The sequence below is a fragment of the Streptomyces altiplanensis genome (genome assembly GCF_053591575.1).
The window spans coordinates 1-23,794 of the sequence record NZ_JBSFUB010000065.1; the positions used below are offsets into that span (position 1 = coordinate 1).

Annotated in this window: 23 protein-coding genes and 1 pseudogene; 8 read left to right on the forward strand and 16 right to left on the reverse strand. The window is 72.2% G+C overall.

All coding sequences use genetic code 11. From position 1 onward, the window contains the following. Positions 1-216: 216 nt before the first annotated feature. Positions 217-690, reverse strand: coding sequence for a hypothetical protein (locus ACWD0Y_RS24720; RefSeq protein ID WP_450262505.1), 474 nt, complete (start codon positions 688-690; stop codon positions 217-219). A gap of 107 nt (positions 691-797) precedes the next feature. On the opposite strand from ACWD0Y_RS24720, the pseudogene ACWD0Y_RS24725 reads away from it, so the two are divergent. Next, positions 798-1,091, forward strand: a pseudogene (locus ACWD0Y_RS24725) (DUF3224 domain-containing protein); the annotation flags it as partial. A gap of 33 nt (positions 1,092-1,124) precedes the next feature. Here the strand turns inward: ACWD0Y_RS24725 and ACWD0Y_RS24730 are convergent. The 6 genes from ACWD0Y_RS24730 to ACWD0Y_RS24755 form a co-directional block, all read right to left on the reverse strand. Further along, positions 1,125-1,808, reverse strand: a complete 684-nt coding sequence (locus ACWD0Y_RS24730) for a uracil-DNA glycosylase (protein WP_450262506.1) — start codon at positions 1,806-1,808, stop codon at positions 1,125-1,127. Between the two features lie 68 nt (positions 1,809-1,876). Then, positions 1,877-3,457, reverse strand: coding sequence for an ABC transporter substrate-binding protein (locus ACWD0Y_RS24735; protein WP_450262507.1), 1,581 nt, complete (start codon positions 3,455-3,457; stop codon positions 1,877-1,879). A 119-nt stretch (positions 3,458-3,576) separates the two neighbouring features. Further along, complete coding sequence (locus tag ACWD0Y_RS24740) at positions 3,577-4,344, reverse strand: SDR family oxidoreductase (RefSeq protein ID WP_450262508.1); 768 nt, start codon at positions 4,342-4,344, stop codon at positions 3,577-3,579. 30 nt (positions 4,345-4,374) lie between these two features. Continuing rightward, entirely contained in the window at positions 4,375-5,136 is a 762-nt protein-coding gene (gene fabG / locus ACWD0Y_RS24745) for a 3-oxoacyl-ACP reductase FabG (protein ID WP_450262509.1), read from the reverse strand. A gap of 164 nt (positions 5,137-5,300) precedes the next feature. Next, the gene (locus ACWD0Y_RS24750) at positions 5,301-5,687 is read right to left on the reverse strand and encodes a DUF3037 domain-containing protein (protein ID WP_450262510.1); all 387 of its coding nucleotides are present in this window, start codon (positions 5,685-5,687) and stop codon (positions 5,301-5,303) included. Continuing rightward, positions 5,684-6,565, reverse strand: coding sequence for a HipA family kinase (locus ACWD0Y_RS24755; RefSeq protein WP_093801970.1), 882 nt, complete (start codon positions 6,563-6,565; stop codon positions 5,684-5,686). Before ACWD0Y_RS24755 ends, ACWD0Y_RS24750 begins: the two co-directional genes overlap by 4 nt. A gap of 357 nt (positions 6,566-6,922) precedes the next feature. On the opposite strand from ACWD0Y_RS24755, the gene ACWD0Y_RS24760 reads away from it, so the two are divergent. Together ACWD0Y_RS24760 and ACWD0Y_RS24765 are read left to right on the forward strand one after the other, a co-directional pair. Beyond that, entirely contained in the window at positions 6,923-7,495 is a 573-nt protein-coding gene (locus ACWD0Y_RS24760) for an RNA polymerase sigma factor (RefSeq protein WP_450262511.1), read from the forward strand. Continuing rightward, complete coding sequence (locus ACWD0Y_RS24765) at positions 7,479-7,775, forward strand: hypothetical protein (protein ID WP_450262512.1); 297 nt, start codon at positions 7,479-7,481, stop codon at positions 7,773-7,775. The genes ACWD0Y_RS24760 and ACWD0Y_RS24765 overlap by 17 nt, the downstream gene beginning before the upstream one ends. A gap of 192 nt (positions 7,776-7,967) precedes the next feature. Here the strand turns inward: ACWD0Y_RS24765 and ACWD0Y_RS24770 are convergent, their stop codons facing one another. Then, positions 7,968-10,259 (reverse strand): heavy metal translocating P-type ATPase, encoded by a 2,292-nt coding sequence (locus ACWD0Y_RS24770; RefSeq protein WP_450262513.1) that lies wholly within the window; start codon positions 10,257-10,259, stop codon positions 7,968-7,970. 28 nt (positions 10,260-10,287) lie between these two features. Then, positions 10,288-10,503 (reverse strand): heavy-metal-associated domain-containing protein, encoded by a 216-nt coding sequence (locus ACWD0Y_RS24775; RefSeq protein ID WP_450262514.1) that lies wholly within the window; start codon positions 10,501-10,503, stop codon positions 10,288-10,290. A 181-nt stretch (positions 10,504-10,684) separates the two neighbouring features. Between ACWD0Y_RS24775 and ACWD0Y_RS24780 the strand changes: the two genes are divergently transcribed. After that, positions 10,685-11,674, forward strand: coding sequence for a hypothetical protein (locus tag ACWD0Y_RS24780; protein WP_450262515.1), 990 nt, complete (start codon positions 10,685-10,687; stop codon positions 11,672-11,674). Between the two features lie 561 nt (positions 11,675-12,235). Here the strand turns inward: ACWD0Y_RS24780 and ACWD0Y_RS24785 are convergent. Next, positions 12,236-12,979 carry a class I SAM-dependent methyltransferase gene (locus ACWD0Y_RS24785; RefSeq protein WP_450262516.1) on the reverse strand — a complete coding sequence of 248 codons (744 nt, stop codon included), beginning with the start codon at positions 12,977-12,979 and terminating at the stop codon, positions 12,236-12,238. 333 nt (positions 12,980-13,312) lie between these two features. On the opposite strand from ACWD0Y_RS24785, the gene ACWD0Y_RS24790 reads away from it, so the two are divergent. Both ACWD0Y_RS24790 and ACWD0Y_RS24795 read left to right on the forward strand, forming a co-directional pair. Next, complete coding sequence (locus ACWD0Y_RS24790) at positions 13,313-15,439, forward strand: prolyl oligopeptidase family serine peptidase (protein ID WP_450262517.1); 2,127 nt, start codon at positions 13,313-13,315, stop codon at positions 15,437-15,439. A gap of 81 nt (positions 15,440-15,520) precedes the next feature. Further along, the gene (locus ACWD0Y_RS24795; RefSeq protein ID WP_450262518.1) at positions 15,521-15,994 is read left to right on the forward strand and encodes a Rieske (2Fe-2S) protein; all 474 of its coding nucleotides are present in this window, start codon (positions 15,521-15,523) and stop codon (positions 15,992-15,994) included. A gap of 89 nt (positions 15,995-16,083) precedes the next feature. Here the strand turns inward: ACWD0Y_RS24795 and ACWD0Y_RS24800 are convergent, their stop codons facing one another. After that, positions 16,084-16,992, reverse strand: a complete 909-nt coding sequence (locus tag ACWD0Y_RS24800; protein ID WP_450262519.1) for a LysR family transcriptional regulator — start codon at positions 16,990-16,992, stop codon at positions 16,084-16,086. 74 nt (positions 16,993-17,066) lie between these two features. Here ACWD0Y_RS24800 and ACWD0Y_RS24805 point away from each other — a divergent pair, with 74 nt between their 5' ends. Next, positions 17,067-18,077 carry a DMT family transporter gene (locus tag ACWD0Y_RS24805; RefSeq protein ID WP_450262520.1) on the forward strand — a complete coding sequence of 337 codons (1,011 nt, stop codon included), beginning with the start codon at positions 17,067-17,069 and terminating at the stop codon, positions 18,075-18,077. On the opposite strand, the gene ACWD0Y_RS24810 is transcribed toward ACWD0Y_RS24805, so the two are convergent. Then, positions 18,068-19,402, reverse strand: a complete 1,335-nt coding sequence (locus tag ACWD0Y_RS24810) for an aminotransferase class I/II-fold pyridoxal phosphate-dependent enzyme (RefSeq protein WP_450262521.1) — start codon at positions 19,400-19,402, stop codon at positions 18,068-18,070. The two genes, ACWD0Y_RS24805 and ACWD0Y_RS24810, sit on opposite strands and share 10 nt — an antisense overlap. A gap of 23 nt (positions 19,403-19,425) precedes the next feature. On the opposite strand from ACWD0Y_RS24810, the gene ACWD0Y_RS24815 reads away from it, so the two are divergent. Then, positions 19,426-20,100 carry a pyridoxamine 5'-phosphate oxidase family protein gene (locus tag ACWD0Y_RS24815; RefSeq protein WP_450262522.1) on the forward strand — a complete coding sequence of 225 codons (675 nt, stop codon included), beginning with the start codon at positions 19,426-19,428 and terminating at the stop codon, positions 20,098-20,100. A 138-nt stretch (positions 20,101-20,238) separates the two neighbouring features. Here the strand turns inward: ACWD0Y_RS24815 and ACWD0Y_RS24820 are convergent, their stop codons facing one another. The 4 genes from ACWD0Y_RS24820 to ACWD0Y_RS24835 all read right to left on the reverse strand — a co-directional run bounded on the left by ACWD0Y_RS24820 (position 20,239) and on the right by ACWD0Y_RS24835 (position 23,705). After that, entirely contained in the window at positions 20,239-21,210 is a 972-nt protein-coding gene (locus tag ACWD0Y_RS24820; protein WP_450262523.1) for a DMT family transporter, read from the reverse strand. A gap of 161 nt (positions 21,211-21,371) precedes the next feature. Continuing rightward, a complete protein-coding gene (locus tag ACWD0Y_RS24825; protein WP_450262524.1) occupies positions 21,372-22,373 on the reverse strand; it encodes an EamA family transporter in 1,002 nt (333 codons plus the stop codon). A 40-nt stretch (positions 22,374-22,413) separates the two neighbouring features. Then, entirely contained in the window at positions 22,414-22,944 is a 531-nt protein-coding gene (locus ACWD0Y_RS24830) for a Clp protease N-terminal domain-containing protein (protein ID WP_450262525.1), read from the reverse strand. A 170-nt stretch (positions 22,945-23,114) separates the two neighbouring features. After that, complete coding sequence (locus ACWD0Y_RS24835; RefSeq protein ID WP_450262526.1) at positions 23,115-23,705, reverse strand: PadR family transcriptional regulator; 591 nt, start codon at positions 23,703-23,705, stop codon at positions 23,115-23,117. Between the last annotated feature and the right edge of the window lie 89 nt (positions 23,706-23,794).

The following is a 23,794-nucleotide window of genomic DNA, read 5'->3' on the forward strand; positions in this document are numbered from 1 at the left end:
GAAAGCCGGGATGCGGAGACGGGGGACGACCGGCTGCGGCCCGGCCCCGAGCCCGCCGACGAGGAGTACGGGGACGACCCGCTCCCGCCACGGGCGCGGGCACGGACGTGTGCGCGCTCGGCGAGGGGTACGGCGGCTGGCGTCCCGGCAGCACCGAGGCCCGCATCTGCCGTGAGACGTACGGGCATTGACCGGCCTCCGCCGCCCCTGCCCCGCTCATCCCTCTTCCGAGAGCCTCCGCTCAAGGCGGTCGATAGCCGCCCGCACACCGTCCCCGTAGCCGTCGTCCCCCAGCGCGTCGGACACCGCCCGCGCCCGCATCAGATGGGTGCGCGCGGCGTCCGGACGGCGCAGTTTCAGGTAGTCGGCGGCGAGGTTGAGATGGAGCGAGGGATAGAACCCGCGCACCGCGACCGAGGAGTCGTGCCGGGTCACCCGCTCGTCGGTCAGCCCGTCGGCGGCGGCCAGTGCCCTCAGGTCCCACGCCAGTTCGTCACCGGCGTCGTCCTGCGTGTCCGCCATGTAGTGAGCCAGTGTGCAGCGGTGGAAGGCGTCGCCGCCCTCACCGATCTCCGCCCACAGCTCGCCGAGGCGGTTGCGCGCCTCCTCGCGGTCGCCGGCGTGGAGAAGCATGACCGCCTGCCCGATCCGCACCATCGTGGCGTCCTCGGACGTCTCCTGCTGCTCCATCGCCGTGTTCTCCTGTCGCCCGCACACGCACAGCCAATACCGACGGTCCCGACGCTAGACCCCGTCACTGGCAATCGGGCTCAGGCTCGGGCGGCGCCCTGGCCCCGCTGAGCCAGGCCGGTGACCGTGCGGGCCGCCTCCGCGCGCGGTTCCGGCGGGCCCGGCGCCTCGGCCTCCAGCCCCAGCAGGCCCCCAGCGCCACGGGCAGCGCCTCGACGCGCAGTACGAGTACGGTCCCGGCCGGCCGCGAGGGAACGTTCGCCGTCGGGGAACGGGCCGCCTTCGGCGACAACGTCGTCCACTGCACCTTCGAGGTGGCGCCGGGCCCGGGCACCGGCGGACCGGCCGGGCTGAGCGGGACGGGCCGCACCGCTCGCCCCGGCGAGCCGGCCGTCCCGTGCGCCTTCACCTACGCCCTGGGCCGGCCGGGCCGGTCAGCCCAGGTTCGGCAGGGTCCAGTCGATGGGCTGGTGGCCCTGGGCGGCGACCGCCTCGTTGATCTGCGTGAAGGGGCGGGACCCGAAGAACTTCTTCGCCGACAGCGGCGAGGGGTGCGCGCCCTTCACCACCGCGTGCCGCTCCTCGTCGATCAGCGGAAGCTTCTTCTGCGCGTAATTGCCCCAGAGCACGAAGACCGCCGGGTCGGGCCGCGAGGCCACGGCGCGGATCACCGCGTCCGTGAACTTCTCCCACCCCTTGCCCTTGTGGGAGTTGGCCTCGCCGGCCCGCACCGTCAGTACGGCGTTGAGCAGCAGGACGCCCTGCTCCGCCCACGGCATCAGATATCCGTTGTCCGGGACCGGGGTGCCCAGCTCCGCGTTCATCTCCTTGAAGATGTTCCGCAGGGACGGCGGCACCTTGACGCCCGGCCGCACCGAGAAGCACAGGCCGTGGCCCTGGCCCTCGCCGTGGTAGGGGTCCTGTCCGAGGATCAGGACCTTCACCCGGTCGTACGGCGTGGCGTCCAGGGCGGCGAAGACCTCTTCGCGCGGCGGGTAGACCGGCCCGTTCTCCCGCTCCTTCTCGACGAACTCGGTGAGCTCCTTGAAATAGGGCTTCTGCAGCTCGTCCCCGAGGACGCCGCGCCAGGACTCGGGCAGCATGTCGGTGTCGGTCACGTCAACAACCTCCGATAAGCGATCAGCTCTTCACCGGAGAACTTACCCGCGGCCACTGACAGCGGCCGCTACCAGCTGGTCTTTCTGTGCAACTGCCACACCTGCATGATCGTCTGCGGGTCCAGCGCCCGTTCGGCGCCCGCGATGTCGTCGGAGGCGGCGACGTACAGCTTGCCCTGCCACAGCGGCAGCAGGCGGACGTCCTTGAGCAGGATCTCCTGGGCGCGCCCGAACTGCTCTCCCACCGCGGCGCGGTCGCTCTCCTGCCGCGTCTTCGGCAGCAGGCTGGCCGTGATCTCGGGCGTCTCGTACGGCGTACCGACGGCGTTGTTCTCGCCGACGAAGGGAGCGACGAAGTTGTCCGGGTCCGGGAAGTCGGGGGACCAGCCGCGGCCGAAGACCGGGAACTCGCCCTTCTGGTACCCCTTCTGGAACGTGTTCCAGGGGCGGTGCTTGAGCGTGATCCGGAACAGTCCGGACGCGTCCAGCTGCCGCTTCAGCTCGGCGAACTCCAGCGCGGTGGCCGATCCGTACCGGTCGGAGGTGTACCAGAAGGTGAGCGGGACGGGCTCGGTGATGCCCGCCTCGGCCAGCATGTTCCGCGCCTTCGGCACGTTCGGTTCGCCGTAGGTGTCGAAGAAGCTGGTCGCGTGTCCCGCGACACCGCTCGGAATCATCGAGTAGAGGGGCTCCGCGGTGCCCTTGTAGACCTTGTCGACGAGAGCGCCCCGGTCGATCACCTGGGCGATGGCCCGGCGGACCGCGGGATTGCGCGCGGCCGAGTCCTCGGGGTTGAACACCAGGTAGCGGATCTCGGCGCCGACGGCCTCGACGACCTGGAGCGCCTTCTCCTTCGGCTGGTCCTGCAGGTCGATGACCTGCTCCGCGGTCAGACCGCGGAACGTCGCGTCGATCTCCTTCTTCTTCAGCGCTTCCACCATCAGGGCGGAGTCCTTGAAGTAGCGGATCGTGACGGCATCGTTCTTGAGCTCGGCGAACCCGTCGTACTTGGGGTTCTTCACCAGCTCGGCGGCCTTGTCCGGCTCGTACGACGCGAGGTTGTACGGGCCCGAGCCGGTCAGCCCGTGGCCCTCGCGGAGCTTGTTCTTCGGGTAGTCCGCGGGGCTCACGAGGGACATCGCGGGCGTCGCGAGAACGAACGGGAAGGTGGCGTCCGGCTTGTTGAGGTGAAAGGTGATCTTCCGGTCACCGCTCGTCTCGACCCTGTCCAGGCTGGTCAGGAGCCCGCTGGGACCGCCCTCCGCGCCGATCGCGGAAATACGGTCGATCGAGTACTTCGCGGCCGCGGCGTCGAGCTTGGTCCCGTCGGAGAAGGTGAGGCCCTCCCGGAGCGTGCAGCTGTACACCTCGTTCGAGCCGTCCGTGAAGGAGCACTTCTCGGCGGCGTCGGGTTCCGGTGCGGCGCTGCCCACGGGGTAGCTGACCAGCGTCTGGAAGACGTTCCGGTACAGCTCCCAGGAGCCGTCCCACGCGCCGGCCGGGTCGAGCGTGCTGGGCGTGCTCGTCGTACCGACAGCGAGTTTCTGCTCCGTATCGGACTGGTCACCGGACAGCACCCCGCATCCGGTCAACAGGGATATGGACGCAAGGGCCGCAGTGGACTGCAGACGTCTGGTCCGGTTGAACACGTGCACGCTCCTCGATCAGCCATGGGTCGGCAGACCATACCGCAGTGCCCTGCCGGGTCAACGGGCAGACCCGGCAGGGCACTTGGGAACAATCCAGAGTAAAAGCGGAGTAAAGCGACTCAGCCGACGCCGGCGTTCAGGAAGATCCCGCCGTCGACCACCAGGGTCTGTCCCGTGACCCAGTCCGACTGGTCCGAGGTGAGGAAGGCGGCGGCTCCCCCGATGTCCTCGGGAACGCCGAGCCGTCCCAGCGGGTACGCCGCGGCGGCCTCCGCCTCGCGGCCCTCGTAGAGCGCCTGGGCGAACTTGGTCTTCACCACGGCGGGCGCGATCGCGTTGACCCGTACGGCCGGCGCGAACTCGTGCGCCAGCTGGAGGGTCAGGTTGACCATCGCCGCCTTGCTCATACCGTACGCGCCGATGAAGGGCGAGGCGGAGATTCCGGCGACCGAGGCGATGTTGACGATCGCCCCGCCGTTCTCCTTCTGCCACGCCTTCCAGGTCTGCTGCGCGAACCCGAGCGCGGAGATCACATTGGTCTCGTACGTCTTGCGGGCGACCCCGAGGTCCAGCTCCGCGATCGGTCCGAAGACCGGGTTCGTGCCGGCGTTGTTGATCAGGAAGTCGACCCGGCCGAACGCCTCCATGGCGCGCTCGACGGCGACCGCCTGGTGCGCCTCGTCGTGGGCCTTGCCCGCGACGCCGATCACCCGGTCCGCGCCGAGCTTCTCCACGGCCTCCTTGAGCGCGTCCTCGTTCCGGCCGGTGATGCACACCCGGTCGCCGCGGGCGACGAGCGCCTCGGCGACGCCGTAACCGATGCCGCGGCTCGCGCCCGTGATGAGCGCGACCTTCCCGCTGTCCCGTACCTCTGCCTCAGCAGCCATGTTCCTCAGTCCCTCGTCCGTTGGGCGGCGTCAGTTGAGCGGGCCACCGGCGACGTACATGACCTGGCCGGAGACGAAGCCGGCGTCCTCGCCCGTGAAGAAGGCGATGGCGTTGGCGATGTCCTCCGGCCTGCCCACGCGCTGCACCGGGATCTGGGTGGCGGCCGCGGCCTGGAACTCCTCGAAGCCCATGCCCACGCGGGCAGCGGTCTGCGCGGTCATCTCGGTGACGATGAAGCCGGGCGCGACGGCGTTGGCCGTGATGCCGAACTTGCCGAGCTCCTTGGCGAGGGTCTTGGTGAAGCCCTGCAGACCGGCCTTGACGGCGGAGTAGTTCGCCTGGCCCCGGTTGCCGAGCGCCGAGGAGCTGGAGAGGCTGACGATACGCCCGAACGCGGCGTCCACCATGTGCTTCTGGCAGGCCTTGGCCATCAGGAACGCGCCCTTGAGGTGCACGTTCACCACGGTGTCCCAGTCGGACTCGCTCATCTTGAAGAGCAGGTTGTCGCGCAGGACGCCCGCGTTGTTCACGAGGATCGTCGGCGCACCGAGCTCGGTGACGACACGGGCGACGGCGGCCTCGACCTGGGCGCTGTCGGAGACGTCACAGCCGACGGCGAGGGCGGTGCCGCCCGCCGCGGTGATCTTCTCGACGGTGTCCTTGCACGCGGCCTCGTCGAGGTCGAGTACGGCGACGGCGCGGCCCTCTGCCGCCAGACGGACCGCGGTGGCGGCGCCAATGCCGCGCGCCGCCCCGGTCACGATCGCGACGCGCTGCTCGGTGGTGGACATGCTGGTTCTCCTCGCCCTCGGGTGCGGCCGCGCAGCCAGGTCGACCGGGAGTGATCTCCCGATCACTGAGCAACCGCTTAGTAGCTTCAGCAGACGTGACGCTAGAAGCGATGGCACGCGGTGTCAACGGCCCGGGGAACGACCCGGGGAATCAGTAGCGCAGATCACCGCACCAGCAGATCGAGCAGACGCTCGACCTCGGCCCCGGGATCGGCCGTCAGCCCCGTGTGCACGGGCCCCGGCTGCACGACGGTGCTGCGCGGCGCGATCAGCCAGCGAAAGCGCCGGCCCGCGTCGTCGCCCGCCGCCTGCCCTGCCCCGTCCCCGCCTCCGCAGACGCCTTCCACGGCGCGCAGGGCGGCCCGTACGCCCGCTACGTCGGCGCCGGGATCCAGCGCCTTCAGCTTGGTCTCGTCCAGGTGCGTCCTGGCCGCGACGAAGGACTTGGCGCGGCAGTAGACGAGCACGCCCGCGTTGAACATTTCGCCGCGCTCCACGCGCGGCACGACGCGCACCAGCGCGTATTCGAAGACGTCCCGCTCGGTGCTCACTTGCCGCCGTCCTTCTCGCCCTGCTCGGCCCGCTCGGTCTTCTCGCCCTGCTCGGCCGGGTGCGGCCGCGGCGCCAGGCGGTCCGCCAGCCAGCCGGGAGCCTGCGAAGGCCTGTCCTTGGTCGGCGCGCCGAGGGTGATCCGGTCGTGGATCGTCGCGGCGCGCGGCAGCAGCGCGTCGACGTACGCGCGGCGGAGCTCCTCGGTGCTCTCGAAGCCGGGCTCGTCTACCAGCCACTCGGCCGGCACCTCGGCGGCGACCTCGGTCAGCAGTTCCTCGGTGACCAGCGGCGCGAGCTCGGCGGCCGCGGCCGCGATGTCGGGGCCGAAGGGCGCGAGGACGTGGTCCGAGGCGTTGTACGGCTTCGCGGACGCGCTCCGGGCGGTCGGCCAGTTGTGGTGCCAGATCATGGTGGCGCCGTGGTCGATGAGCCAGAGGTCCCCGTGCCAGACGAGCATGTTGGGGTTGCGCCAGGAGCGGTCGACGTTGTTGATCAGCGCGTCGAACCACACCACCCGGCCCGCCTCGGCCGGATCCACCTCGTACGCGAGCGGGTCGAAGCCGATCGAGCCGGGCAGGTAGTCCATTCCGAGGTTCAGCCCGCCGCTCGCCTTGAGCAGTTCCTGGACCTCCTGGTCCGGCTCGGCCAGACCGATGACCGGATCGAGCTGGATGGTGACCAGTTCGGGGACGCGCAGCCCGAGCCTGCGGGCCAGTTCCCCGCAGACGACTTCGGCGACCAGGGTCTTGCGGCCCTGTCCCGCGCCGGTGAATTTCATGACGTACGTGCCCAGGTCGTCGGCCTCGACGATCCCGGGCAGCGATCCGCCCTCCCGCAGGGGCGTGACATAGCGGGTCGCGGTGACTTCGGTGAGCATTTCCCCAGGCTATACGGCTTGGCTCCCTGGAGATCCATGGATCGGGAGCAGGGCCGTACAGCCTGGGTAATCCCCCCGGCCGGCCCTGGGGGAATCCGGGGAGTTCCGGCCGGCGGAATGCTCCGCGCCGGCGGGAACGGCGCCGGGCTGCCGCGGTGTTCGTGGCGCGAGTGCTCACGGCTCGCCGGACAGTACGGTCTGAATCCTTTTGAGGGGCCGGCGCCTCTTATACCCGTGCCCGCAGAACGCCGGCACAGGAACCGGAGGTTGTCGTGATCGTGGGAATCGCTGTCGGCGTCGGAGTACTGCTGGTCTGCACATGCAGCTTCGTCGTGCTGCGCACACGAGGCCGGGCACGTGGCTGACTCGACCTGGCCCGGCGAGCAGCTGATCCTCGCCGCGCAGGGTGGTGATGTCGATGCGCTCGCTTCGCTGGTGTCGGGCTCGCACCCGAACGTCCGGAGGTTCGCCCGCTCCCTCTGCGTCACTCCCGAAGACGCCGAGGACGCCGCGCAGGAAGCACTGCTCATCCTGTACCGCAGGATCGGAATGCTGCGGGCGTCCGGGGCTCTGGCGTCGTGGATGTTCCGCATCGTCCGCAACGAGTGCCTGCGGCGCGCGCGGACGATGCTTCGGGACCACGCGCCGCAGCAGGACGTCGCCGTGCCTTCGGCCGAGGAGGAGGTCCTGCACCGCCTGGAAGCGGGCAAGGTGGCGGCAGCCGTCGCCGCTCTGCCCGTCGACCAGCGCCGCGTGCTGATCATGCGAGACATCCAGGGCCACGGCGGACAGGTGGTCGCCGACGCGCTGGGCCTGACCACGGCCGCGATGAAGTCGCGTCTGCACCGGGCCCGCGCGGCCGTTCGGCACACACTGCGCGCCGCACCCGGCCCGGCTCCCGAGGGGAACGCCCATGAGAACGACCGCTGAGGGACCCGACTTCGCGAGTACGTCCCTGCCCCGCCACCTGGCCCGTGGCGTGGTGGGGTTCGGCGGGCTGATCGGCTCCTTCACGCTGATTCCAGTGGTCGGACCGGTCAGCTTGCTGCTGTTGCCGGCCGGCGCGCTGGCGCTGCGCGGGTGCCCGATGTGCTGGGCGGTCGGATTGATGCAGACCCTCTCAAAGGGCCGTCTGCGACGTTCCTGCGAGGACGGACAGTGCAAGCTGACGGCCGCCGGCCATGAGAGCCACGCCCGTGGGCCCCGCTGAGCTTCGAGGGACGCCCGGACGTGGGCAGGACGACCGCCGTGGGGACAGGGCCGCCCCGGTACGAAGGTCCGCGGAACCGGAGCGGCGGAGGTGGTGCTGCTCCGCCAGGCGCTCGGGCCGTTTCTGCGCCGAGTGTCCGGCTGTCCGCTGACTGTCCTTCGTACAAGGGCGGTTGCCCCCTGCCCCTAATCCTCAGCCGGTGGCGGCCTTGAAGCCGCGCAGGCGCAGGGAGTTGCCGACGACGAAGACGGAGGAGAAGGCCATGGCGGCTCCGGCGATCATCGGGTTGAGGAGGCCGGAGGCGGCCAGGGGCAGGGCGGCGACGTTGTAGGCGAAGGCCCAGAAGAGGTTCGACTTGATGGTGGACAGGGTCTTGCGGGAGAGGCGGATGGCGTCGGCGGCGGCGAGCAGGTCGCCCCGTACGAGGGTGAGGTCGCCGGCTTCGATGGCGGCGTCGGTTCCGGTGCCCATGGCCAGTCCGAGGTCGGCCCGGGCGAGTGCGGCGGCGTCGTTGACACCGTCGCCGACCATGGCCACGCTGCGCCCCCGGTCCTGGAGCTTCTTGACGACGTCGGCCTTGTCCTCGGGCATGACCTCGGCGATCACTTCGTCGATGCCGACCTCGCGGGCGACGGACTGGGCGACGGCCTGGTTGTCGCCGGTGAGCAGGATCGGGGTCAGCCCCAGGGCGCGCAGTCGGCGGACGGCTTCCGCGCTGGTGTCCTTGACCGCGTCGGCGACCTCCAGGACGGCGCGGGCCTCGCCGTCCCAGGCCACCGCGATCGCGGTACGCCCGGCCGCCTCGGCCGCCGCCTTGGCGCGCTCCAGTTCCACGGGCAGGGTCATGGCCCATTCGGCGAGCAGCCGGGTGCGGCCGACGAGGACCGCGTGGCCCTCGACGACGCCCTGGACGCCGAGTCCGGGTACGTTCGCGAAGTCCTCGGGCGTGGGCAGGGCGCCGGTGCGCTCGGCGGCTCCGGCGGCGACGGCCCGGGCGACCGGGTGCTCGGAGGCGTGCTCCAGGGCGCCCGCCAGGCGCAGTACCTCGGCCTCGGTGGTGGTGGGGGCGGTGTGGACGGCGAGCAGGGTCATCTTGCCGGTGGTGACGGTGCCGGTCTTGTCGAGGACGATCGTGTCGACCTTGCGGGTGGTCTCCAGGACCTCCGGGCCCTTGATCAGGATGCCGAGCTGGGCGCCGCGGCCGGTGCCGACCATGAGAGCGGTCGGCGTGGCCAGGCCCAGCGCGCAGGGGCAGGCGATGATCAGGACGGCCACGGCGGCGGTGAACGCGGCGGTCAGGCCGGAGCCGTTGCCGAGCCAGAAACCGAGCGTGCCCAGTGCCAGGGCGATGACGACCGGGACGAAGACGGCGGAGATCCTGTCGGCGAGGCGCTGGGCGGCGGCCTTGCCGTTCTGGGCGTCCTCCACCAGCCTGGCCATCCGGGCGAGCTGGGTGTCGGCGCCGACGCGGGTGGCCTCGACGACCAGGCGGCCCCCGGCGTTGAGGGTGGCGCCGGTGACGGTGTCGCCGGGAGCGACCTCGACGGGCACGGACTCGCCGGTGAGCATCGCGGCGTCGACGGCGGAGGTGCCCTCGACGACCGTGCCGTCGGTGGCGATCTTCTCGCCCGGGCGGACCAGGAAGCGGTCCCCGGCCTGCAAGTCCGCCGTGGCCATCAGGTGCTCGCGGCCGTCACGCAGGACGGTGACCTCCTTCGCGCCGAGCTCCAGCAGGGCCTTGAGGGCGGCGCCCGCCTTGCGCTTGGAGCGGGCCTCGAAGTAACGCCCGGCCAGGATGAACGCGGTGACGCCGGCCGCCGCCTCCAGGTAGATGTTCCCGGCGCCGTCGCTGCGGGCGATCGTGAACTCGAAGGGGTGCGTCATGCCGGGGGTGCCGGCCGTACCGAAGAACAGCGCCCACAGCGACCACAGGAAAGCCGCCGACGTGCCGACCGAGATCAGGGTGTCCATCGTCGCCGCGCCGTGCTTGGCGTTGGTCCACGCGGCGCGGTGGAAGGGCCAGGCGGCGTACGTGACGACCGGGGCGGCCAGCGTGAGCGACAGCCACTGCCAGAACTCGATCTGCAGCGCGGGGACCATCGCCATCGCGATGACCGGCACGGCGAGGACGGTCGCGGTGACCAGCCGCTGCCGCAGCGGCCGCAGCTCGTCCTCGTCCGCCGCCGGCGCCTCCCCGGCGCCGGGCTCCTCGGCCGCCCGTACCGGGGCCGGCTCCTTCGCCGTGTAGCCGGTGGCCTCCACCGTCGCGATCAGGTCCCGCACGGAGACGTCCTCGCCCCGGTAGGTGACCTTCGCCTTCTCGGTGGCGTAGTTCACGGTGGCCTCGACACCGTCCATCCGGTTCAGCTTCTTCTCGATGCGCGCCGCGCACGAGGCACAGGTCATGCCGCCGATGGCGAGTTCGACCTCGGCTCCGGCGCCGGTGGCGGCCGCGGTGGTGGCGGCCGCGCTGGTGGTAGTCATGTCTGCTCCTCGGGGTGGTGGACGGGGGTCAGGCGCGGCCGACGAAGCCGTATCCGGCGTCGTCGGCCTTCTCCGCGATCAGGGCGTCGTCGGGTTCGGTGGTGGTGACCGTGGCCCGGCCGGTGGAGAGGCCGAACCGGACCGCCACGACACCCTCCAGCTCCCCGAGCGCCTTGCTGACGACGGCCTCGCAGTGGCCGCTGTGGACACCGTCGGTCTTGTAGACGGTCGGGTACCGCGACATGACGTCCTCCTCCTCCGAGAAACCCACATACCCTATGGGGGTATCTTCGACGACTCCATGTATACCCCCCACCCCCATACCGCGCAAGTACCGGGCCGTGGTTGACTTAATACCCCCTAGGGGTATCTTGAAATGCATAAGCCGCTCTCATCGGCGGCCCGTATCACCCAAGGAGACCGTCATGAACACGGGCCTGAAGATCACCGCCTTCACCGCCGCGCTCGCCGCGACGTTCGGTACCGCGTACGGCGTGGGCAAGGGCGTCGATCCCGTCGTCGGGGGCGAGCAGCCCGCGGCGCACGGCGAGCACGAGGAGAAGAAGGAAGCCGCCGAAGGCGGCGGGCACGGGAGGCACCGGACCGCGCCGGCCGGTGGTCTGCAGATCTCCGAGGGCGGCTACACCCTCGCCCTCGAAACTCCCCGGGTCGCCGCCGGGGACCGCACGAGGCTCCGCTTCTCCATCCAGGACGAGAACGGCCGGAAGGTCACCGCGTACGAGCGCGAACACGGCAAGGAGCTGCACTTCATCGTCGTCTCGCGCGACCTGACCGTCTACCGCCACCTCCACCCGACGCGCGCCGCGGACGGCACCTGGAGCACGTCCGCCGGCCTGCCCGCGGCCGGCGGCTACCGGGCCTTCGCCGACTTCAAGCCCGCGAAGAAGGGGGCTGCGGGAGTGACGCTCGGCGCCGACCTCGCCGTCCCGGGCACGTACGCTCCCGCCCCCCTGCCCGCTCCCGCCTCCACCGCCGAGGTCGACGGGTACGAGGTCACCCTCACCGGCGGACTACGCCCCGGAAGGAGCGGCGAGCTCCAGCTGAACGTCGCCAAGGACGGCAAGCCGGTCACCGATCTCCAGCCCTACCTGGGCGCGTACGGCCACCTCGTCGCCCTGCGCTCCGGCGACCTCGCCTACCTCCACGTCCACCCCAACGGCGAGCCCGGCGACGGCACCACCGAGCCCGGTCCGGAGATCTCCTTCACGGCGACAGCGCCGAGCGCGGGGACGTACCGGCTCTTCCTCGACTTCCGGCACGAGGGCAGAGTCCGCACCGCCGCCTTCACCGTCGAGGCCGGAAAGGGGAAGGGGGCCGGGGACTCCGAGCCGGCCGGGGATTCCAAGCCGGCCGCCGGCCAGCACGAGCAGGAATCCCCGGGTCACGAGCACTGACCGGTCACGCGGCCCCGGCCCACAAGCCGTGCCGCGGTTCGGCCGGCCACGACGATCAGGCGGCTGTCGGTGTCGAGGGCGGCCCGGCGGTCCGTGAAGACCGGCAGTCCTGGGACCGTTCGGCGGCCGGTATGGCCAGGGGTGGGCGCCAGGGCGCCGTCCACGATGAGCATGGCGTCCGCGCGGACCCCTTTCACGGGGCCGGAGCGCGAGCAGGGGACCGAAGCGCCCGGTGATGCGGTCGGCCGCGGACTCCGGGACCCCGTACAGCGGGACCGGCCGCCACAGCGTCAGGTGCGTGCGCCGGTACGCGGCGGCCGGCGGGACCCGGCCCTCCGGCGGCAGCCCCGGAGCCTGCCTCACGGACCGGGTCCGCGCCCTGACGCCGCAGCGCGGTCGTCGACTTGCCGCACCGCCGCGGACAAGACGAACAAGGCAGGCAAGCAGGTCCTGGCCGTCGTCGCCTGCGGGCCCGGGCCGAAGCGCCCGCCAGGGCCGGCCGGACCCCCGCACGCTCCGGCCGGCGCCCCGCCGACGCCTGTCCGGGCGGCGGCCCGCCGGTCAGGCACGGCAGCGCAGCATCTCCAGCGGCGGGTTCGCGAGGAGGTCCGCCCAGAAGTCCTCGCCGAACTCACGGATGCCGGCTTCGGACACCCGCAGCGGAACCCACTCCACCCCGTTGAACCCGGCCGCCCGCAGACACTCCTCGTAGACCTCGCGGCGCGGGGCCGTGGTGACGATGCTGATTGGCTGCGGATCGAGGAGGGCCGTGACCCGCACCCCCGGACCCGTCTCGATTTCCCCGCCGGTCGGCTCGCAGAGGAACCCGTACTTGTCCAGGGACGGACAGTCGAACCGGTAGTCGGGCTTCTGGGCGAGCACGAAGAACTCTCCGCCCGGCACCAGGCTCCGGTGGATGTTGCGGCACATCCGCTCCATCGTCGCGATGTCCTCGGCGTAGTTGAGGCACTGCACTGCCACCGCGACGTCGAAGCGCCGGTCGAGAGGCCGCAGCTCGGCCACGTCACCGACCTCGTAGCGCACGTCCAGCGGTTCACGCTGCTCGATCTTCTGCGCGGCGGCGATCATCTCGACGGAGATGTCGACTCCGAGGACATCCGTGGCGCCGCGCCGCTTGAACTCCCTGCTGTAGAAACCGGTGCCGCACGCCAGGTCGAGAACCGACTTGCCGCTCACGTCCCCGACCATGCCCAGGAAGCTCGGCACCTCCCCGTAACGCATCAGCGGCAGGGACTTGAACCCCTCGAAGGCCTCGCCGATCCCGTCGTACTGCTGCACGCCCATGTGCCGCCCCCTCCTGTGCTTCGTCCTGTACGTGCCACGCCGGCCCTCCGGCACCAGAGGCTCGCCTGGCCGCGGTCGTGACGGAAAGTCTCCTCCGCCCTGTCTGACCGCCGTACTGGCAGATGACACAAAGAAGTTGACCGGGTGACCCTCCTATCACCCAACACCGCCCCGTAAACCGCCCATAACCTTCATCTTTCACAATTCAACGTTCTTCTCCCCCCGGACGGGCCCGGCGCGCCGTGTGCCCGCCCGCGCTGCCACTTCTCGTGAACCATCGCGGACGAAGCCATGCTGTCGAAGACCCCTTACGGCGGCTCTTAGAGTGCCCGGATGAACGCCCAGGGTTTTCCTCGCCAGTTCGCCCGCACGCGCCGCTTCTCGCTCGGCGTCCCCCGCCGTTTCACCGTCTCGCCCGACGGCGGGCGCGTGCTGTTCGTACGGTCGGACGCGGGTGACGACCCGGTCAGCAGGCTGTGGCTGTACGAGGACGGGAACGAGCGGGTCCTGGCCGGGCCCCGGGGCGCCGGCGACGTTCCCGAGGCGGAGCGGATCCGCAGGGAGCGGGCCCGCGAAACGTCCCGGGGCGTGGTGGCGTACGCGACCGACCGCGAGGTCCGCGTCGTGGCGTACACCCTGGGGGGCGAGCTCTGGACCGTACGGGCGGACGGGGACGGGGACACCGAGGGAGCCGCCCCGCGCCGCATCCCGACGGCGGGCCCGGCGGTCGATCCGCGGCCCTCCCCGGACGGAACGCTCGTCGCGTACGTCACCGGGGGCGCCCTGCGCGTCGTGCGCACCGACGGCACCGAGGACCGGCTGCTGGCCGCTCCCGAGAACGCCGAAGTGACGTACGGGCTCGCGGACCATGTGGCGGCGGAGTCGATCGGCCGGATGCGCGGCTACTGGTGGTCGCCGGACAGCGATGCGCTGCTCGTCGCGCGCGTGGACACGTCGATGGTGCAGCGGTGGTACATCGGTGACCCCGCGCGTCCCGGGAACGCACCGCGGGCCTTCCCGTATCCGGCGGCGGGAACGGCCAACGCCGAAACCACGATGCACGTCGTACGAGTGGACGGCGAACGTGTCGCGGTACGGACACCCGCCGGCGCCGACCCGGAGCACCACATGCAGGGCCGGTGGACGGACACGGCCTTCGAGTACGTCGTCGCGGCCGGGTGGGACGCCGCCGGCCCGTTCGTGAACGTACAGACGAGGGACCAGCGCACGGCGTCTCTGATGGGCGTCGACCCGGCGACCGGTGAGACCTCTCCACTGCACACGCAGCGCGACGGGGCATGGCTGGAGCTCGTCCCCGGCGCCCCGGCGCGCACGGCCTCCGGCTCCCCCGTCCTGGCGTTCGTGCCGCCGGGAGGTGACGTCCGGGGCCTGAGGACGGCCGGGCGCGCCGCGGTCACGCCGCCCGGACTGAACGTGCGCGAAGTGCTGTGCACCCTCGGCGAACGGGTCCTCTTCACCGCGAGCGACGAGCCGACGGAGGTGCACGTCTGGTCGTACGGACCGGACTCGGGGTTCGTCCGGCTGAGCGAGGGCCCCGGCGTCCACACGGCCGCCGCCGGGGGCGGCACGGTCGTACTCGACAGCATGACGCCCGAGGGGCACACCGTGACCGTGCTGCGCGACGGCAAGCCCGCCGGGCACATCGCCGTACGCGCCGAGGAGCCGCTGGTCACGCCCCGGCCGGTCCGTCTCTCGCTCGGCGGGCGCGAGCTGCGGAGCCTGCTCTTCCTCCCGTCGTGGCACGAGCCGGGGTCGGGCAGTCTGCCCGTCCTGCTCAGCCCGTACGGCGGCCCCGGGGTGCAGTTGGCCGTCAGGGCCCGCACGTGGTGGACGGCCGTGGGCCAGTGGTGGGCCGAGCAAGGGTTCGCCGTGCTGATGACGGACGGGCGCGGTACGCCGGGGCGCGGCGTCGCATGGGAGAAGAGCATCCACGGCGATCAGCTGACGCCCGTGCTGGAGGACCAGGTCGACGCGTTGCACGCGGCGGCCGGGCACTGCGCCGACCTCGACCTGGAGCGGGTGGGGATCCGGGGCTGGTCCTTCGGCGGCTACCTGGCGGCGGGCGCCGTACTGCACCGTCCCGACGTCTTCCACGCGGCCGTCGCGGGCGCGGCGCCCACCGATCTGCGGCTCTACGACACGCACTGGAAGGAGCGCTACCTCGGCCACCCCGGCGTACTGCCCGAGAACTACGAACGCTGCTCACTGGTCGAGCACGCCGGCAAGCTGACGCGGCCGCTGATGCTGGTCCACGGCATGGCGGACGACAACGTGCTGCCGGCCCACATGCTGCGCTTCTCGGCGGCGCTTCTCGCCGCCGGGCGGCCGCACACCGTCCTGCCGCTGCCCGGGTCGGGACACCTGGTCACCGAGGAGGGCGTCGCGGACAGACTGCTGCTGCTGGAACTCGACTTCCTGAAGAAATCGCTCGGGTGCTGAACAGCGCGGCCCGCTCCCCCGTACAACCCCGTACAACCGCGTCCGACAACGCGCGGCCAGTCGTCGAAGGGGAGTGCCGGCATGGCGAGGTCTCAGGTGGAAGCGCGGCTGATCGGCCGCCGTACGGTCGTCGCCGCGGCGGGCGCCGTCGGAGCCGCCGCGGCGCTGACGGCGTGCGGCGGCTCCGGCAGCGACAGTCCGGCCGGCACCGCGGTCGAGGAACCGGCGGGCGGCACGGGCGGCAGTGGCGCGGGCGGCTCCGCCACGGGCGCCGTGCTCGCGAAGACCACCGACATCCCGGAGGGCGGCGGCAAGGTCTTCGCCGACCAGGGGCTGGTCGTCACGCAGCCCACCGCGGGGCAGTTCAAGGCGTTCTCGTCGAAGTGCACCCATCAGGGCTGCGCGGTCAAGGACGTCTCGAACGGGACGATCAACTGCCCCTGCCACAACAGCACGTTCGACGCTTCGGACGGCAGCGTGAAGGGCGGCCCGGCGAAGCAGCCGCTGCCCGCCGCCGCCATCAAGGTCGAGGGCGACACGATCACCCTCGCCTGACCCGGGCGGGCTCCGCCCGGCGCAGCCGCGGAAGGACGCCCGGCCGGTCGTGGCCGTCGGCAGCGACCGGCCCGGCCCGTCCGGTCACGTCACTGCCCCACCACCGCCGCGCCCGCCGCGACCAGCGCATCGACCGCCGCACGGATGGAAGGCCGCCGGTCGGCGTCGGCGCGCCAGACGGCGTACACGTGCCGCCGCATCGCGTGCCGCACCGGTACGACGCGCACCCGGTCCGGCACGGGTCCGCGCCCCAGCCGGGGCGCCACGCACACCCCGAGCCCCTCGGCGATCAGTGCGAGCTGGGTGGCGTGCTCCTCCGCGACGTGCGCGATCCGGGGTTCGACGCCCTTGCCGCGCAGCGTGAACATCAGCCACTCGTGGCAGAACTCGCCCTCCGCCCAGGTGACCCAGTCGTCGTCGGCGAACTCCTCCAGGTCCACCGCGGTCCGGCCGGCGAGGGGGTGGTCGACGTGCACGGCGACGTCGGCGGGATCGTGGAGCAGCTCCTGCTTCGCGAGCCCTTCGGGCATGGAGAGCGGCTTGTTGTACCAGTCGAGTACGACGGCCAGGTCGAAGTCGCCCCGCAGGACGGCGCGCACCGACTCGTCGGGCTCCATCTCCCGCATCCGCGCCCGCAGTTGCGGGTGTTCAGCGCGCAGCGCCGCGAGGGCCGCCGGCAGCAGACCGCGGGCCGCCGTGGGGAAGGCGGCCACCGCGAGTTCACCGACGACACGGCCCCGCTGCGCCTCGATGTCGGACTGGGCCAGTTCGACCTGGGAGAGGATGCGGGCGGCGTGGTCGGCGAGCAGCCGTCCGGCGTCGGTGAGGCGGACGCCCCGGCCGTTCTTGGCGAGCAGGGGCTGGCCGACCTCGCGTTCCAGCTTGGCCATCTGCTGGGAGACCGCGGATGTGGTCACATGCAGGCCCTCGGCCGCGCCGCTGACCGAGCCGTGCCGGGCCAGGGCGTCGAGCGTACGCAACCGCTCCAGATTCAACATGTAAGCAATGCTAAGTGATGGGATCCATTAAATCTCGCTTGTTCTAAGAGGTTGGGCGGGCCAGGGTAAACACCATGAGCCCCGCCTCCACACCCCGCGCCGCACCGCCCACCGCCGCCGACGCCCCTGCCGCACCCGGCAGCCCTGCCGCGCCCGCCCGCCGACCCGCCCTGGACTGGCGCATCCGTTTCGCGGTGCTCGCGCTCATCTGGGGCTTCAGCTTCCTGCTCATCAAGGTCGGCACGCAGGCGTACGCCCCCTTCCAGGTCACTCTCGGCCGCCTGGTGTTCGGTACGGCCGTCCTCGCCGTCGCGATGGCCGTGAAGCGGGTGGGACTGCCGCGCGGTGCCCGGACCTGGGGTCACCTCACCGTCGCCGCGTTCTTCCTCAACGCCCTGCCGTTCTCGCTCTTCGCCTACTCCGAGCTGACGATCCCCTCGACGCTCGCCGGCATCTGCAACGCCACATCGCCGCTGTGGGGCATGGCGCTCTCGGTGGTCGCGCTCTCGGAGGACCGCCCGAACCGCCGCCGCGTCGCGGGACTCGGCATCGGTTTCATCGGCGTACTGACCGTGCTCGGCGCCTGGCAGGGATTCTCGGGACTGGACTTCGGCGGAACGGCGATGGCCCTGCTGGCCTCCCTCAGCTACCCGGTCGGCTGGATCTACCTGCGCCGCACCCTCGCGGGCAGTGGCGGCTCCGCCCTCTCCATGACCGGCGCGCAGCTTCTCCTCGGCACCGTCCAGCTGGCCGTGGTCACCCCGCTGTTCACGACCATGCCCCGGTCGTTCCCGGTCGTTCCGCTGCTCGCGGTGGTGGCCCTCGGCGCTCTCGGGACCGGCCTCGCGATGCTCATCCAGTACGGCCTGGTCGCCGAGGTCGGCCCGACGACCGCGCAGATGGTCACGTACTTCGTCCCGGTGATCGCCACCGTCGCGGGCGTCACGCTGCTGGGCGAGCACCTCAGCTGGAACACTCCGGTCGGCGCCCTCGTCGTCCTCGCGGGCGCCGCACTCACCCAGAGCCGGGCCCGGAGCGGCAGCCGGAACCGGAGCCGGCGCGGGGGCGCCGCACGTCAGACGTAGCGCCTGGCCGCCGGCGAGGGCCCGGCCGCCGACGCGACGGCGTCGGCGACCGGACCGATGTCACCCGCCGACATCGCCGAGACGGTCAGGCGTACGCCGGGCGGCGCGGACATCCGGAACCGCGCGCCCGGTGCGACCGCCCACCCCGAGTGCAGCAGCCGCGCCACCACCCCCGTCTCGTCCGCCACCGGCACCCAGACGTTCAGGCCGCTGCGCCCGTGCGCCTCGATCCCCCGCTCCGCCAGCGCCCGCACCAGCGCGTCCCGCCGCTCGGCGTACGCACGCGAGACGGCGCGGACGTCCACGGCGCCCGTCTCCCACAGGTCCACGACGGCACGCTGCAGCAGCCGGCTGACCCAGCCGGGGCCGAGCCGCTGACGCCCCGCCACCCGGTCCACCGTGACCGGGTCGCCGGTCGCCATCGCGAGCCGCAGGTCCGGCCCGTACGCCTTAGCGACGGACCGCACGAACGCCCAGTGGTCCGTCACGCCCGCGAGCGGATGCAGCGGCAGGTCGACGATGGCGTGCCCGTGGTCGTCCTCGATGAGCAGCACTCCGGGGTACGCCGCCAGGACCGCGCGCAGTTCCTCGGCGCGCGCCGCGCCCACCGCCGCACCGGTCGGATTCTGTGCCCGGTCGGTGACGACGAGCGCCCTGGCCCCGCCCCGGAGTGCCCGCTCGACCTCGCCGGGCAGCGGCCCGTCGTCGTCGAGCGCGACCGGTACGGCGCTCAGCCCGAGCGCGGGGACGAGGTCGAGCAGACTGCCCCACCCCGGGTCCTCGACCGCGACCACGTCCCCCGGTTTCAGGTGCGCGGCCAGTACGCGCTCGATCGCGTCCAGCGACCCCGAGGTGACGGCGACCGGGCCCTCCGGCACTCCGTCCGCGTCGAACGCGGCCCGCGCGAGCCGCGCGAACTCCGGGTCCACGGGCTCCTGCCCGTACAGTCCGGGCCGCCGCGCGTTGTACCGCGCCGCGGCGGCGAACGCGTCGTGGAGCGGCGGCAGCAGCGCGGGATCGGGGTTCCCCTGGCTCAGGTCGCGCACGCCGGGCGGCACGTCGGCCCTGAGGGAATCGCGCGCCGTACTGGCCGGGCGGGAACGCACCCGGCTGCCGCGGCGGCCGGACGTCTCGATCACTCCGCGTTCGCGCAGGGTGCGGTACGCGGCCGCGACCGTATTCGGATTGACTCCGAGCTCGCCCGCCAACTCCCGCATCGGCGGGAGGAGTTGCCCGGGGGAAAGGTCCCCGGTGCCCACCGCGCGCTCCACACTCGCGGCAATCTCCGATGCGCGCCGCCCACTGATCCGATATTCTCCTAGCACAAAGACAACTATGCACTAGTGCAATGGAGAAAGCAATGCCGGACACCAGCTCCTACACGCCTTCCGAGCGCACCGTCCCGACGCGTTCACGGGAGCGTGCCTCCTACGACCGCGAGCTGGTGCACGCGATACTCGACGAGGGTTACGTCTGCCACCTCGGCTTCGTCCGCGACGGCGCCCCGGTCGTCCTGCCGACGCTCTACGGCCGGATCGGCGACCGCCTCTACGTGCACGGTTCCACGGGCTCCCGCCCCCTGCGCACGGCCCGCCAGAGCGATCCCGGTCTCGCCGTCTGCCTGACCGTCACCCACGTCGACGGCCTCGTCCTGGCCCGCTCCGCCTTCCACCACTCCATCAACTACCGGTCCGTGGTGGTCCACGGCATCGCCCGCGAGGTCGTGGACGAGGGAGAGCGCCGCACCGCCCTGGACGCGCTGGTCGACCACGTCGTCCCCGGCCGCTCCCACGACTCGCGCCCGGCCGACGCCAAGGAGCTCGCCGCGACCGCCGTGATCCGCCTCGACCTGGAGGAGGTCTCCGCGAAGATCCGCACCGGCGGCCCCAACGACGACCCCGAGGACGCCTCGCTCCCCCACTGGGCGGGTGTCGTCCCGCTCGTCCGCGGCTACGGCGCGCCGGTTCCGGCGGACGACCTCGATCCGGCCGTCGCCCTGCCCGACTACCTCACCACCCTCTGAGGAGCTGTCCGCCGCGTGCGGGAGCCGGCGGGCGCGCCGAGGGGGCCGAGCGGCTCCTCGGCCAGGGGCGGCCGGGCAGATCCGAGGGCGGGGCGGGAAGAATCCGCCCCGCTCTCAGCACTGTCCGGCCGCTGTCCCCTACACGAGAACGGCGGCCCTGCGGCCCAGCGCGGCGGTCCTGGCCTCCGCGACCGCGAGCCCCACCACCGCTGCGAGCAGCAGCAGCGTCCCCGCCACGGTGGCCGGCGCCAGGTGCTCACCCAGCAGGACGACCGCGATGACGGCGGCGCTCACCGGTTCGAGCAGCGTGATCACCGAGACGGTCGCGGACCGGACGACAGCCGCTCCCGCGAAGTACAGGGCGTACGCGAGCGCCGTCGGCACCGCCGCCACGTACACCAGCAGCCACAGCACCCGCACCGGATCCGCGGTGTGCGGCAGCAGGCCTTCGGCGGCCGCGAACGGCAGCAGGCACAGCGAGCAGATCGCGAACGCCCACGCGGTCGTCGCGAACGGGTCGGCCCCGCCCCCGTCACGCCCGAGCCGGCGCGTCAGCAGCGTCATGGCGGCGTACCCGGCAGCGGACAGCAGCGCGAAGAGCACGCCGACGGGCCGCACCGACGTACCGCCACTGCCCAGCACCATCACGGCGAGCCCGGCGAGCGCACCCGCCACGGTGAGCGTCCCGGCGCGTCCCAGCCGCTCCCCCATGGTCAGCCGCGCCCCCAGCGCGACCAGTACCGGCGCCGCGCCCATGGTGACGACGGTGCCGACGGCGAGCCCGGTCGCCTGGACGGCCGCGAAGTACGCGCTCTGGAAGACCGTGAGCCCCAGACCGGTGACGAGGATGCGCGTCAGCCGCCGCCTGCGGGGCTCCGCGGGCGCGGTCGCCGCGACGGCCGGGCGGCGGCGCAGCGCGCGGACGGCCACGAGCAGCACCAGCCCGCCGGCGCAGCGCCAGAAGGACAGCGCGAGCGGCCCGAGGTCACTGGCCAGGAAGGTCAGTGAGGCGGCCGCTCCCGCGGTGCCCCAGGCCGTTCCGGCGACGATCAGATAGATCAGGCCACGCCGGACGGGCAGGGCAGGGGAAGAACAGGAAGATTTCGACACGTGACTTCTCCGCGTGAAGACGGGACAGGTGGTCGCTCGGCTCCGCACGCGGGCAGCGACGAACCGCTCGGGGACTGCCCGAGCCCGGTCTTCGTCTTGGGAAGTGCCGCCCGCGTTACGCGGCGGGAGGCGAAAGCACAGTCGAATGCATGATCGTCACCCTATGACGCGGACCGCTCGGCGGACAACTCCCCGTCCGCCTGGTGGAGATCCGCGCCCGCCCGCGCGGGCCCGCCCGCTACGGGCCCGCCCGGTGCCCTGGGCGCCGACGACTGGGCGATGAAGGCGCCGACGAGCACCACGGCTCCGCCGATGATCTGCGGCGCGGACAGGTGCTCACGCAGCAGCACCCACGCCAGTACGGTCGCGATGACCGCCTCCAGGCAGGCGACCACACCGGCCACCTGCGGCGACAGCCTGCGCACCGAGACCACGCCCGTGACGTACGCGAGGACGGTGGCGATCAGTACGATCCAGCCGAGCAGCAGCGCGGCCGGCACGTCCGCCCCGCCCATCTCCGCGCTCCCCGCGAGCAGGGACCAGTCCATGCCCCAGGGCCGCGCCACGACGGTCAGCACCGCGGCGCCGATGAGCAGTCCGTACGCGATGACGCCGAGCGGGTCGGCCGCGTCGTCGCCGGTGCTGCCCTGGTCGGACAGGACGAAGTAGCCGACCTGGCAGCAGGCGGCGCCGAGCGCGAACAGCAGCCCGAGCGCGTCGAAACTCAGCCCCGCCCACACCTCGACGACGCAGGCCAGGCCCCCGACGGCCAGCACCACACCCACCGCCGCGGCGCGCGTCACCGGTCTGCGCTGCACGAAGCGGACCCAGCCGAGCACGAGCGCGGGGGCGAGATATTCGATGAGCAGGGCGACGCCGACGGGGATCCGGGACAGCGAGGCGAAGTAGAAGGCCTGCACACCGGCGACCGCGAGCAGGCCGAAACCGGCGAGCAGAGCGGGTCTGCGCAGCAGCAGGGCGCGGTGGCGCCAGGCCACGGGCAGCATGACGAGCGCGGCACCGGTCACGCGCAGCCACACCACGTGCAGCGGGTCGAGCCCCGCTTCGATCAGCGGCTTGGCCGCGACACCCGAACCACCGAATGCGAACGCCGATGCCAGGGCAAGTCCCAGGCCGGCGCTCCTCCCCTGAGACGCTTGCATCGGCACATCATGCCAGGTGACGTCAGGAGCCTCATCCCGGTCACACCTGTCGAGATCCTCCGTGGAGGCGCCCCGCCAGCAGCTCCGTGTCGACACCGGCCCGCCGGAGCACTTCGACCGCGCGGCAGTCGGGCTCCGCGGCGAGCACGGCGAGCAGGTCGAGGCCGCAGGCGCGCCGGTCGCCGCGCGTCGCGGCACGCCCCAGCGCCCCCTCCATGGCCGCGACAGCGGCGGGCGACCAGCCCGCCACGCCGGTGCCCCCCGCCGTGGGAACCGCGCCGGAGCCCTCCACCGCCCCCTGCCAGCGCAGCCCGTAACCGATGCTGCGCTGCACGAGGTAACCGAGCACCCTGGCGACCTGCGGGCCGCCGTCGAACGCGGCCCTGACCTCGGGGTCGGTCTCGATCACCGAGTGCAGCAGATGCGCGGTGTCGATCTGCCGGTCGCCGTCCCGCAGCGCCCGCCTGCGCGCACCCGCGACCACCGAGGCGAGCTCCGCGGTGAGCCCGGCTTCGATGTCTGCGCAGGAGGGGGCGGACTCCCGAGGAACCCGTGGGGTACGGCTTTGCACACCTCCCACCTCATCAGCCGCCGCCGTCGGCGGCATCCCCGGCGGGGAGCATTTGCACATCCGACAGAAGGTGGGCAACCCCCTGCGAGTCCTCCTCCTTACGGATGAGAACGGATGAGAACAGGGAAACCCGGACAACCCGATGCGGGACACCGGGGTTTCCCGTCTCCTCAGTCCTCGTCGGCAAGGATCAGGTAGAGCTTCTTGCGGGACTCGTTGATGACGGCGAGGGCCTTCTGCCGCTGCTCGGCCGATCCGGTCTTCCAGACCTGGCCGAACGCCTCCATCAGCCCGAACCCGGCCTGCCGGATCTCGTTCACGTTCTCCCAGTCGATGCCGCGCCCCGCTTCCTCCCACGGCGCCTGCGGCCCGGCCTCCGCCTCCGTGCGCCCCGCGTCGGTGAGGGTGAACAGCTTCTTGCCGCCCTCGCTCTCGCTGACGATCAGCCCTTCGTCCTCGAGCAGCTGGAGCGTCGGGTAGACCGAGCCGGGGCTCGGCCGCCAGGCCCCGCCGCTGCGCTCGCCGATCTCCTGGATCATCTCGTAGCCGTGCATGGGCCGGTCCGCCAGCAGCGCCAGGATCGACGCGCGTACGTCGCCGCGCCGCGCCCGGCCCCGCGGTCCGCCCCGGCCGCGTCCGCCACCCCACGGCCCGCCGAACGGCGGCCCGAAGGGACCGAACGCCGCGCGCCGCCCCTCGAAGTCGCCCCGGCCGCGATGGCCGGGTCCGCAGTCTCCATGTCCGTGTCCATGTGAACGCATCGCCGCGCTCCTTCCATCGGTGACCTGTCGCGATGCTTCAACGATATATCGAAAGGACTCTTCCGCCAAGCATTAAAGAGCCATTCGTA

What these genes read in the sequence shown, in the direction of transcription:
- ACWD0Y_RS24720 (WP_450262505.1), bottom strand. Translation starts at nt 690, where the DNA reads ATGGAGCAGCAGGAGACGTCCGAGGACGCCACGATGGTGCGGATCGGG.
- ACWD0Y_RS24740 (WP_450262508.1), bottom strand. Translation starts at nt 4,344, where the DNA reads ATGGCTGCTGAGGCAGAGGTACGGGACAGCGGGAAGGTCGCGCTCATC.
- fabG (WP_450262509.1), bottom strand. Translation starts at nt 5,136, where the DNA reads ATGTCCACCACCGAGCAGCGCGTCGCGATCGTGACCGGGGCGGCGCGC.
- ACWD0Y_RS24755 (WP_093801970.1), bottom strand. Translation starts at nt 6,565, where the DNA reads ATGCTCACCGAAGTCACCGCGACCCGCTATGTCACGCCCCTGCGGGAG.
- ACWD0Y_RS24765 (WP_450262512.1), top strand. Translation starts at nt 7,479, where the DNA reads ATGAGAACGACCGCTGAGGGACCCGACTTCGCGAGTACGTCCCTGCCC.
- ACWD0Y_RS24770 (WP_450262513.1), bottom strand. Translation starts at nt 10,259, where the DNA reads ATGACTACCACCAGCGCGGCCGCCACCACCGCGGCCGCCACCGGCGCC.
- ACWD0Y_RS24775 (WP_450262514.1), bottom strand. Translation starts at nt 10,503, where the DNA reads ATGTCGCGGTACCCGACCGTCTACAAGACCGACGGTGTCCACAGCGGC.
- ACWD0Y_RS24780 (WP_450262515.1), top strand. Translation starts at nt 10,685, where the DNA reads ATGAACACGGGCCTGAAGATCACCGCCTTCACCGCCGCGCTCGCCGCG.
- ACWD0Y_RS24785 (WP_450262516.1), bottom strand. Translation starts at nt 12,979, where the DNA reads ATGGGCGTGCAGCAGTACGACGGGATCGGCGAGGCCTTCGAGGGGTTC.
- ACWD0Y_RS24790 (WP_450262517.1), top strand. Translation starts at nt 13,313, where the DNA reads ATGAACGCCCAGGGTTTTCCTCGCCAGTTCGCCCGCACGCGCCGCTTC.
- ACWD0Y_RS24795 (WP_450262518.1), top strand. Translation starts at nt 15,521, where the DNA reads ATGGCGAGGTCTCAGGTGGAAGCGCGGCTGATCGGCCGCCGTACGGTC.
- ACWD0Y_RS24800 (WP_450262519.1), bottom strand. Translation starts at nt 16,992, where the DNA reads ATGTTGAATCTGGAGCGGTTGCGTACGCTCGACGCCCTGGCCCGGCAC.
- ACWD0Y_RS24805 (WP_450262520.1), top strand. Translation starts at nt 17,067, where the DNA reads ATGAGCCCCGCCTCCACACCCCGCGCCGCACCGCCCACCGCCGCCGAC.
- ACWD0Y_RS24815 (WP_450262522.1), top strand. Translation starts at nt 19,426, where the DNA reads ATGGAGAAAGCAATGCCGGACACCAGCTCCTACACGCCTTCCGAGCGC.
- ACWD0Y_RS24825 (WP_450262524.1), bottom strand. Translation starts at nt 22,373, where the DNA reads ATGCAAGCGTCTCAGGGGAGGAGCGCCGGCCTGGGACTTGCCCTGGCA.
- ACWD0Y_RS24835 (WP_450262526.1), bottom strand. Translation starts at nt 23,705, where the DNA reads ATGCGTTCACATGGACACGGACATGGAGACTGCGGACCCGGCCATCGC.